This window comes from Hydrogenophaga sp. (assembly GCF_051007235.1).
In the GTDB taxonomy this organism is placed as follows: Bacteria; Pseudomonadota; Gammaproteobacteria; order Burkholderiales; family Burkholderiaceae_C; genus Hydrogenophaga.
In genome coordinates this window covers 1-9466 of the sequence record NZ_JBPCSJ010000296.1, presented here as the reverse complement: position 1 = coordinate 9466, position 9466 = coordinate 1, and the positions used below count along the sequence as shown (strand labels likewise).

Here is a 9466-nt window from a genome sequence, read left to right as displayed (position 1 = left end):
CGACGACCTGGCCACCACGCTGGCGGGCAGCGGCGGTGAGGGCGGCGAACAGCAGGCGCTCAAGCTGCTGTTCGAGGAAATCAACACCCGCCTGCGCTACCTGTGCGAGGTCGGCATCGGCTACCTCACGCTGGACCGGCAGAGCCGCACGCTGAGTGGCGGCGAGGTGCAGCGCATCAACCTCACCACCGCGCTCGGCACCTCGCTGGTCAACACGCTGTTCGTGCTGGACGAGCCCAGCATCGGCCTGCACCCGCGCGACATGGCGCGCATCAACGACGCCATGCTGCGCCTGCGCGACGCCGGCAACACCCTGGTGGTGGTCGAGCACGACCCCGCCGTGATGCTGGCTGCCGACCGCCTGATCGACATGGGCCCAGGGCCCGGCGAGCGCGGCGGGCAGATCGTGTTCGACGGCACGCCCGAGGCCATCCGCAGCGCCGACACCCTGACCGGCGCTTACCTGGGCGCGCGCAAGACCGTGGGCATGGGCTTCAAGCGCATGGTCACCGACAGCACGCCGCGCCTCATCCTCGAAGGCGCGCGCGAGCACAACCTGCAAAACGTCTGCGTCGAGTTCCCGCTGCAGCGCCTGACCGTGGTCACTGGCGTGTCCGGCTCAGGCAAGTCCACGCTGATCCAGGACGTGCTCGCGCCCGCGCTGCTGCGCCACTTCGGCAAGGCCACCGAAACGCCGGGCGCGCACGACCGCCTGCTGGGGGCCGATTTCCTGAGCGAGGTGGTTTATGTGGACCAGTCGCCCATCGGCAAGACCGCGCGTTCCAACCCAGTCAGCTACGTGGGCGCCTGGGACGCCATCCGCTCCCTGTTCGCCGACGCGCCGCTGTCGCGTCAGCGCAGCTACACCGCGGCCAAGTTCAGCTTCAACAGCGGCGACGGGCGCTGCCCCACCTGCGGCGGCTCAGGCTTCGAGCACGTGGAGATGCAGTTCCTCTCCGACGTCTACCTGCGCTGCCCGGACTGCGACGGCAAGCGTTACCGCCCTGAGGTGCTGGAGGTGCGCATCGAACGCGGTGGGCGCCTGCTCAACGTGGCCGATGTGCTCGAACTCACCGTGAGCGAGGCCGCGGACCTGTTCAAGGCCGACCGCGAGGTCATCCGCGTGCTGCAGCCCATCGTGGACGTGGGGCTGGAGTACGTGAAGCTGGGCCAGCCGGTGCCCACGCTCTCGGGCGGCGAGGCGCAGCGCCTGAAGCTCGCCGGCTTCCTGGCCGAGGCGGCCAAGAACAGCGCCGCCAGCCGGCAGGCGCTGGCGAAGAAGGGCACGCTGTTCCTGTTTGACGAGCCCACCACCGGTCTGCACTTTGACGACATCGCCAAGCTGATGCGTTCGCTGCGCAGGCTGCTCGAAGCCGGCCATTCGCTGATCGTGATCGAGCACAACCTGGACGTGATCCGCAGCGCCGACTGGCTGATCGACCTGGGCCCCGAGGGGGGCGCGGGCGGTGGCCTGGTGGTGGCCGAAGGGCCGCCCGAAGAGGTGCGCGAACACAAGACCAGCCACACCGCCAAGGCGCTGCGCGAGTACGCGATGTCCATGGGCGAGGTGCACGCGGTGCACGAAGGCCGCCTGGTGGACTATCTGAAGCAGCCGCAGCGCCAGCAGGCCGCGGCGGCCCGCGCGGACCGGCACAGCAACGCCATCCGCATCGTCAATGCCAAGGAGCACAACCTCCAGAACCTGAGCGTGGACATTCCGCGCGGGCAGTTCAATGTGATCTCCGGTGTCAGCGGTTCGGGCAAGTCCACGCTGGCTTTCGACATCCTGTTCAACGAAGGCCAGCGGCGCTACCTCGAATCGCTCAACGCCTACGCGCGCAGCATCGTGCAGCCGGCCGGCCGGCCCGAAGTGGATGCGGTCTACGGCATCCCGCCCACGGTGGCGATCGAGCAGCGGCTCAGCCGCGGTGGTCGCAAGTCCACCGTGGGCACCACCACCGAGGTCTGGCACTTCCTGCGCCTGCTCTACGTGAAGCTGGGCACGCAGCACTGCGTGCACGACGGCGCGGCCGTGATGCCGCAGAGCCCCGAGAGCATTGCCGCGGCCATCCTCACGCGCTACCGCGGCCGGCACATCGGCCTGCTGGCGCCGCTGGTGGTCAACCGCAAGGGCGTCTACACCGAGCTGGCCGACTGGGCCCGCCCGCGCGGTTACACCCACCTGCGGGTGGACGGCGAGTTCCTGCCCACCACCGGCTTCCCGCGCATCGACCGTTTCAAGGAGCACACCATCGAACTGCCGGTGGCCGACGGCGTGGTCGACCCGGCCAACGAAGCCTGGCTGCGCACCCAGCTGAGCAAGGTGCTGGAACTGGGCAAGGGCACGGTGCACCTTCTGACCGATCTGGACGGGCTGGCGCCCGCGCTGGCCGAAGGCCGGTCCACCGCCGCCCTGGGCCGGCTGGAGGTGTTCTCCACCCAGCGCGCCTGCCCGGTGTGTGCCACCAGTTACCCCGAGCTGGACCCGCGCCTGTTCTCGTACAACAGCAAGCACGGCTGGTGCCCGGACTGTGTGGGCACCGGCGTCAAGCTTTCGCGCGAGCAGCGCAAGGCGCTGGACGATTCGGTGCGCGACGACGACCAGAAGGGCCGCGAACAAAGCTTTGCCGAGCCCGAGGTGGAAGACCTGACCGACGAGGCCTGTCCGAGTTGCGAGGGCACGCGGCTGAACGCGCAGGCGCGGGCGGTGAAGTTCGGCGGCATGGGCATCACCGACATCGCGCGGCTCTCGGTCAGCGACGTCCGGCAGAAGGTCCGTGCGCTGATGGCCGAGGGTGGCATGAGCGGCAGAGAGGTGGACATCGCCCGCGACCTGCTGCCCGAAATCGAAAGCCGCCTGGCCTTCCTCGAAGAGGTGGGCCTCTCCTACCTCACGCTCGACCGCGGCGCCCCCACGCTCAGCGGTGGCGAGGCGCAGCGCATCCGCCTGGCCGCCCAGTTGGGTTCCAACCTGCAGGGCGTGTGCTACGTGCTGGACGAGCCGACCATCGGCCTGCACCCGCGCGACAACCAGATCCTGCTGGACGCGCTGCACAAGCTGGGCGACATGGGCAACACCCTGGTGGTGGTGGAGCACGACGAAGACACCATCCGCCGCGCCGACCACATCATCGACATCGGTCCCAGCGCGGGCAAACGCGGTGGCCGGGTGGTGGCACAGGGTTCGGTGGCGGACCTGTCGGCCAGCCCCGACTCGCTGACCGGGCGCTACCTGCTGCACGCGATGAAGCACCCGCTGCAGCCGCGCCGTGCTGTGCACGCCGAAGCAGACAAGCTCGAACTGCGCGGCGCCACCATGCACAACCTGCAGCAGGTGGACGTGGACGTGCCGCTCAAGCGCCTCGTGGTCGTTACCGGCGTCAGTGGCTCTGGCAAGTCCACCCTGGCGCGCGATGTGCTGCTGGCCAACGCCGCCGCGGCCGTGACCCAGCGCAGCACCTTTGCCGGCCGCCAGGCCTGGGACAACGAGGGCGCGCGTCCCGTCTGGACCGGCTGCAGCAAGCTGCTGGGCAGCGAGACCGTGGACCGTGTGCTGGAAGTCGACCAGACGCCGATCGGCAAAACGCCACGCAGTTGTCCTGCCACCTACATCGGCTTCTGGGACACGGTGCGCAAGCTGTTCGCCGACACGCTCGAAGCCAAGGCGCGCGGCTACGGGCCGGGCCGTTTCAGCTTCAACCCCGGCGAAGGCCGCTGCCCAGGCTGCGAAGGGCAGGTCATGCGCACCATCGAGATGAGCTTCCTGCCGGATGTGAAAGTGCCCTGCGAGGTCTGCCACGGCGCTCGCTTCAACCCCGAGACCCAGGCCGTGACCTGGAAGGGCAAGAACATCGGCGACGTGCTGCAGATGGCGGTGGACGAGGCGGTGGAGTTCTTCGCCTCCATGCCCGCCATCAGCCACCCGCTGCAACTGCTCAAGGACGTCGGCCTGGGTTACCTGACGCTGGGCCAGCCCTCACCCACCTTGAGCGGCGGCGAGGCGCAGCGCATCAAGTTGGTGACCGAACTGAGCAAGGTGCGCGACGAGATCGGCCGCCGCGGGCAGAAGGCGCCGCACACGCTGTACGTGCTGGACGAACCCACGGTGGGCCTGCACATGGCCGATGTGGAAAAGCTCATCCGCGTGCTGCACCGCCTGGTGGACGGTGGCCACAGCGTGGTGGTGATCGAACACGACCTGGACGTGATGGCCGAGGCCGACTGGATCATCGACCTGGGACCGGAAGGCGGCTCGGGCGGCGGGCGCATCGTGGCGGCCGCGACGCCCGAAGAGGTGGTGGCGCTGGGCACACACACCGGCAAGGTGCTCGCCCCCGTTCTCGCCCGGACCTGACGCGCACGGCATGCCGCGCGACCAGGTCATCCACATCCACCCGGCCGCGCCACCCCAGCCGGCCGAGGGCGCGCCCTGCAACGGCTGCGGTGTGTGCTGCCTGGCGGAGCCCTGCCCGCTGGGGCAGGTGATCTCGCGCAGGCGCCACGGGGCCTGTGACGCGCTGCGGTGGGACGACGCCCAGCGCCTGTACCGCTGCGGCGCCCTCAGCGACGCCGAGGGCGTGCTCGGCCCGCGCTGGCGCTGGATGGCACCGCTGCTGCGCCGGCTGGCCCGCCGCTGGATTGCGGCGGGCATTGGCTGCGACGCGAGCCTGCGCAGCCAGCGGTGACAATGCCCGCATGCTGATCTGGCCGATTCCCGCCTTGCTGACCTGGGCGCTCGCATGGGCGCTGTTCGTGGGTCTGCGGGCGGCCGGGTGGGGTGCGGTGGCGGCTTTCATCGTTGCCCTGCTGGCCGCGGGCCTGGCCGCCTGGACCGGGCGCACGCCCTGGCGCCGCCTGTTCATGCTGGCGGGCTTCCCGCTCTCTTTGCTGGCCAGCGGTGCGGCGGGTGCGGTGCCGGGCTGGATCTGGCTGCTGCCGCTGGCCCTGCTGCTGGCCCTGTACCCGCTGGGCAGCTGGGGCGACGCGCCGCTGTTTCCCACGCCCGCCGACGCCTTGAAGGGCCTGGCGCAACGGGCGCCGCTGCCCGACGGTGCGGTGGTGGTGGACGCGGGTTGCGGGCTCGGCGCGGGCCTGATCGCGCTGCACCGCCAGTACCCCCGCGCGCAGGTCCACGGCTGGGAGTGGAGCTGGCCCCTGGCCGTGCTGTGCCGGTTGCGCTGCCGGTTCGCCACGGTGCGCCGGGCCGACATCTGGGCGCGCGACTGGTCCGGCTGCGACCTGGTCTACCTGTTCCAGCGGCCCGAGAGCATGCCCCGCGCGATGGACAAGGCCGCCGCCGAGCTGGCGCCCGGCGCCTGGCTGGCCAGCCTGGAGTTCGAGGCCGCCGGCTACAAGCCGCAGGCCCGGCTGGAGACCGTCCCCGGCAAGCCGGTCTGGCTGTACCAGGTGCCGTTCAAGCGGCGTTGACGTACAGCGCGCCCAGCCCGACCGCCAGCACCAGCACCGCGCCCATCAGCAGCCGGGTGCGCTTGCGCAGCAGTTCCACCGCGGCCACCAGCCGGGTGTTCTGTTCGGCCAGTTCGGCCACGGTCTGGGTGATCTGGTCCTGCGTCTGCTGCAGGCGCTGGATGTCCTCGCGTGCCGCTGCCAGCCGCTGCTGCAGGTCGCGCAGCGCCGGGTCGGTCGGGCCGGGCATCTGGATCACGTGGTCACGCGGGTCGGGCGGCGGCGTCACGGCCGCGCCGCGCCGCTGCCGGTCCAGCAGATCGCGGGCGCCCTTGAGCACCTTGGGCGCGTGTTCGATCACATCGCCCCAGGGAATCACCTTCAGCGCGGTCAGCCAGGGGAGGGCCATGGGAGTCCTTTCTCAGCAGCAATGCGCTGCCTTTGCAGGAGCTTAGCGCCCCACCGCTTGTTGCGCCGCGTCAAGGAATCCGTCAGGCATCGGGCATAACATCTAAAAATGCGCATGTTTTGATGGACGGAGTGCCCATGGACTGGACCGGCTGGATCGAGCGTTTTGGTGAGCCCACCGTGCTGGCGGTGGGCGGCTTGTTGTGCGGCCTGGCCTTCGGGTTCTTCGCCCAGCGCTCCCGGTTCTGCCTGCGCGCCGCGGTCATCGAGTTCTGGCACGGCAAGTTTGGCGACAAGCTGGCGGTGTGGTTGCTGGCCTTTTCCACCGCCGTGGTGGCGGTGCAGCTGTTCACCGTGGCCGGCGGGCTGGACGTGAGCACCGCGCGCCAGCTCTCGGCCAAAGGCAGCCTCTCGGGTGCGCTGATCGGCGGGCTGATCTTCGGTGTCGGCATGGTCATGACGCGCGGCTGCGCCAGCCGCCTGCTGGTGCTGTCGGCCAACGGCAACCTGCGCGCGCTGCTCTCGGGCCTGATCTTCGCCGTGACCGCACAGGCCTCGCTGTCCGGGGTGCTGGCCCCTTGGCGCCTGTCGCTGTCGTCCCTGTGGATGGTGGACGGTGGCCCCTCGCGCAGCCTGCTCGCCCTGGTGGGCGCGGGCCCCAACGACGGCCTGGCCTTCGGTGCGGTCTGGCTGGTCACGGCCGGCTTCTTTGCCTATTACAGCGGCTGGGGCGTCTGGAAGTGGCTGGGCGGCATCGGCACCGGCCTGGCCGTGGCGCTGGCCTGGCTCACCACCTACCAGGTGCTGGCGCATTCCTTCGAGCCGGTGCAGATCCAGGGCATGACCTTCAGTGGCCCCTCGGCCGAATGGCTGATGCGCGTGCTCAGCAACCCCGACGAACCCTGGAACTTCGACCTTGGTCTGCTGCCGGGCGTATTCATCGGCTCGCTGATCGGGGCGCTGGTCGGCCGCGACTGGAAGCTCGAAGGCTTCGGCGGCGGTTACACGATGCCGCGCTACATCGTGGGCGCGGTGTTCATGGGCTTCGGTTCCATGCTGGCCGGCGGCTGCGCGGTGGGCGCCGGCATGACGGGCGGTGCCATCTTCGCGGTCACCGCCTGGGTGACGCTGGCGGGCATGTGGATCGGCGGCGGCGTGGCCGACCGGGTGCTGGACGGTGCGCACAAGCAGGCCCCGGCGCCGGCACCGTCGGCCCACCCGGCCGCCGTGGCGGCGAACGCCCCGACCACAGCGCCCTGATCAACCCTGGCGGCGCTGCGCCTGCCGCAGCAGCCACCAACCCGGCCCGGCCACCGCCAGCAGCAGGGCCGGGAAGCCGACCACCGGCGCCCAGTCCAGCATGGCCGCGCCCAGCGCCGGCGCCAGCGTACCGCCCAGCGTGTACGACAGCACCAGCACCGCGGTGCTGTTGACCAGGGTGATGCCCTGCTCGCGCGAGCCGATGTCGATCATGGCCAGGGTGTAGAGGCTGCCGCCCGCGCCACCCCACACGAAGGCCACGGCCGCCGCCAGCCAGGGCGCGCCGGCCACCAGCGGAATGAGCAGCGTGGCCAGCAGGGTGAGCAGCGCACAGGCGTGCAGAATGGTCAGCCGCGCACCGTGCGCACCGCCGCGGCCCGGCCGCAGCGCCAGCCGGTCGGCGGCCATGCCGGCGGGCAGCATCATCAGCGCGCTGCCCAGGCCGCTGGCCGACACCAGCAGCGCGGCCGCCGTGGCGCCCATGCCCAGCGCCAGCCCGTACAGCGGCAGGATGGAGGTGAGCCCACTTTCGAAAAAGCCGCCGACGAAGCCAACCGTCATGATCAGCGGGTGCGCGCGCAGCGCGTGCCACACGCCGTGCAGGCCCACGCGGGCTTCGTGCGCGTCGTCGGCGGGCGGCAGGCGCGGGATCCACAGACTGCCCAGCAAGCCCAGCACCAGAAAGCCCAGCACCAGCCACAGCGCTGCCGGGCTGGCGGGGCCGACCAGCGCCAGCAGCGCCGGGCCGATGACGAAGGTGGTGCCCACCATCGTCTCGAACAGACCGACCATGCGCCCGCGCTGGTGCGGCGGCGCGAACTCGGCCACCACCGCCTCGGCCAGCACCCAGCGCAGGCCCGAGGCCAGACCCGCCACGAATTCGAAAACAAACCATGCGGCCAGCGAATCGGTGAACAAGAAACCGGTGGTGGCGATCACCGGGATCAGCGACGACAGCCACAGCGTGGGGCGACGCCCGAGCCGCTGGGTGATGGCCGAGGCGAACGGCGTCACGACGAAGATGCCGACCCAGCCACTGGCCGCGAACAGGCCGGCCAGCGAGGTGGACACGCCCCCGTCCTTGAGCCGCAACAGCAACAGCGGCATGAGCATGAAGTAACCCACCAGCTCAAAGAAGGTGGCGCTGAAGATCGCCCACAGGCCGCGCCGCGCCAGCGCGGGTGGCGGCGGTGTCGCATGGGTGTGGGGCGGCGGTTGCAGTGGGCCGGTCATGTGCGGGTTCCGTTGGTGCGGGCCGCCAGCACGGCCCTGGCGACCTCGGCAAAACCAGCGCCGCGTTCGCCTTGGGTGATGTAGCGCGGCCGGTGGGTCAGCTGCGCCCAGAAGCGCGCCACGTTGGCCACGCCCACGCTGTGCGGGCAGTGGCCGAACATCAACGCGTCGTTGGTCGAATCGCCAACGTAAACCCAGTGCTCCCGCTCGGCGTCCAGATCCCGGTCCAGATGCTCGCGCACGATCCAGCGCGCGCCGGCGAGCTTGTCGTGGTTGCCGATCCAGCCGTTGATGTGGATGGAGCTGATGGTGGCGTTCAGACCGCCGGTGCGCATGATCTGCACCACGCGGTGAATGTCGGCTTCGCCGAGGTGGGCGAACTCGCTGTGGTCGATGGCGATGTCGGTCTCGCGGCCAGCGCTGTCTTGCGAGAGGGTGGCGTGCGGCAGTTCGGCCAGCACGCGTTGCGCCACCGCCAGCAGCTGCAGGACGTTGGCGCGCCGCGTGGCGGCGTCCTGCAAGTACGCCTTCTGTAGCGCGTCACCGGTGCCGCGCCAGAGCGCCACCGCGCCGTTTTCGGCCACGATGGCATCCACCGGCCAGGCCCGTGCGAAGGGCTCGCTCCAGCCCGCCGGGCGCCCGGTGATGGCGAACACCGGCAGGCCCGCCGCGCGCAGCGCATGCAGCGCCGCCAGCGCATCGGGCGTGAGGGCGCCGTCGGTCGTGAGCGTGTCGTCGATGTCGGTGAGCACGCCGTGGATGCGCGTACGGTCCGCCAGCGGCCAGTCGGAAAGGGAAAGATGGGTCAGGAAGGGGCGCCAGTTTCGCAGATGCGGAAAAACAGGGGCTGCGGTAGAATCGACGACATCCGAGGAGCGTTGCAGCGCACCCCCGACCCCCGGTCGGCGCGGTTCGTGAGGCTCGGACATCCATGCAACGACGCTCATCCACTTCCGTGCGATGGGCTTTTTTTTGCCCCGGTGTCGCCCGTGGAGTGGTTCATTCAACCTTCAATGGAGCGAACCATGAACGCACGCATTCCCTCTGCAGTCAACGCCGACTGCGTCATCACCGACATCGGGCTGGCCGACTGGGGCCGCAAAGAAATCAAGATCGCCGAGACCGAGATGCCCGGCCTGATGGCCATCCGCGAAGAGTT

General features: G+C 70.3%; 8 protein-coding genes and 1 riboswitch. Of the genes, 5 read left to right on the top strand and 3 right to left on the bottom strand.

What is annotated here, in order from left to right; translation table 11 throughout:
* The 3 genes from ACR2JA_RS10515 to ACR2JA_RS10505 all read left to right on the top strand — a co-directional run.
* On the top strand, positions 1-4354 hold a 4354-nt coding region (locus ACR2JA_RS10515), incomplete at its 5' end, for an excinuclease ABC subunit UvrA (RefSeq protein WP_434009030.1).
* A gap of 10 nt (positions 4355-4364) precedes the next feature.
* Entirely contained in the window at positions 4365-4685 is a 321-nt protein-coding gene (locus ACR2JA_RS10510; RefSeq protein WP_434009029.1) for a hypothetical protein, read from the top strand.
* A gap of 10 nt (positions 4686-4695) precedes the next feature.
* Positions 4696-5427 carry a class I SAM-dependent methyltransferase gene (locus ACR2JA_RS10505; RefSeq protein WP_434009028.1) on the top strand — a complete coding sequence of 244 codons (732 nt, stop codon included), beginning with the start codon at positions 4696-4698 and terminating at the stop codon, positions 5425-5427.
* Here the strand turns inward: ACR2JA_RS10505 and ACR2JA_RS10500 are convergent.
* Positions 5414-5815: a hypothetical protein gene (locus ACR2JA_RS10500; protein WP_434009027.1), complete on the bottom strand. Its 402-nt coding sequence runs from the start codon at positions 5813-5815 to the stop codon at positions 5414-5416. The two genes, ACR2JA_RS10505 and ACR2JA_RS10500, sit on opposite strands and share 14 nt — an antisense overlap.
* A 137-nt stretch (positions 5816-5952) precedes the next feature.
* Between ACR2JA_RS10500 and ACR2JA_RS10495 the strand changes: the two genes are divergently transcribed.
* Complete coding sequence (locus ACR2JA_RS10495; protein WP_434009026.1) at positions 5953-7074, top strand: YeeE/YedE family protein; 1122 nt, start codon at positions 5953-5955, stop codon at positions 7072-7074.
* Here the strand turns inward: ACR2JA_RS10495 and ACR2JA_RS10490 are convergent, their stop codons facing one another.
* Together ACR2JA_RS10490 and ACR2JA_RS10485 are read right to left on the bottom strand one after the other, a co-directional pair.
* Complete coding sequence (locus ACR2JA_RS10490) at positions 7075-8307, bottom strand: MFS transporter (RefSeq protein WP_434009025.1); 1233 nt, start codon at positions 8305-8307, stop codon at positions 7075-7077.
* Positions 8304-9068, bottom strand: a complete 765-nt coding sequence (locus ACR2JA_RS10485) for an HAD-IIB family hydrolase (RefSeq protein ID WP_434009032.1) — start codon at positions 9066-9068, stop codon at positions 8304-8306. The genes ACR2JA_RS10490 and ACR2JA_RS10485 overlap by 4 nt, the downstream gene beginning before the upstream one ends.
* A gap of 103 nt (positions 9069-9171) precedes the next feature.
* Positions 9172-9259: riboswitch (S-adenosyl-L-homocysteine riboswitch) on the top strand.
* Between the two features lie 73 nt (positions 9260-9332).
* On the opposite strand from ACR2JA_RS10485, the gene ACR2JA_RS10480 reads away from it, so the two are divergent.
* Positions 9333-9466 (top strand): adenosylhomocysteinase (locus ACR2JA_RS10480; RefSeq protein ID WP_434009031.1); only part of this gene is annotated, 134 nt, incomplete at its 3' end.

Excerpts from the sequence above, each read along its gene's own strand:
- ACR2JA_RS10510 (WP_434009029.1), top strand. The coding sequence starts at position 4,365 with ATGCCGCGCGACCAGGTCATCCACATCCACCCGGCCGCGCCACCCCAG.
- ACR2JA_RS10490 (WP_434009025.1), bottom strand. The coding sequence starts at position 8,307 with ATGACCGGCCCACTGCAACCGCCGCCCCACACCCATGCGACACCGCCG.
- ACR2JA_RS10505 (WP_434009028.1), top strand. The coding sequence starts at position 4,696 with ATGCTGATCTGGCCGATTCCCGCCTTGCTGACCTGGGCGCTCGCATGG.
- ACR2JA_RS10495 (WP_434009026.1), top strand. The coding sequence starts at position 5,953 with ATGGACTGGACCGGCTGGATCGAGCGTTTTGGTGAGCCCACCGTGCTG.
- ACR2JA_RS10500 (WP_434009027.1), bottom strand. The coding sequence starts at position 5,815 with ATGGCCCTCCCCTGGCTGACCGCGCTGAAGGTGATTCCCTGGGGCGAT.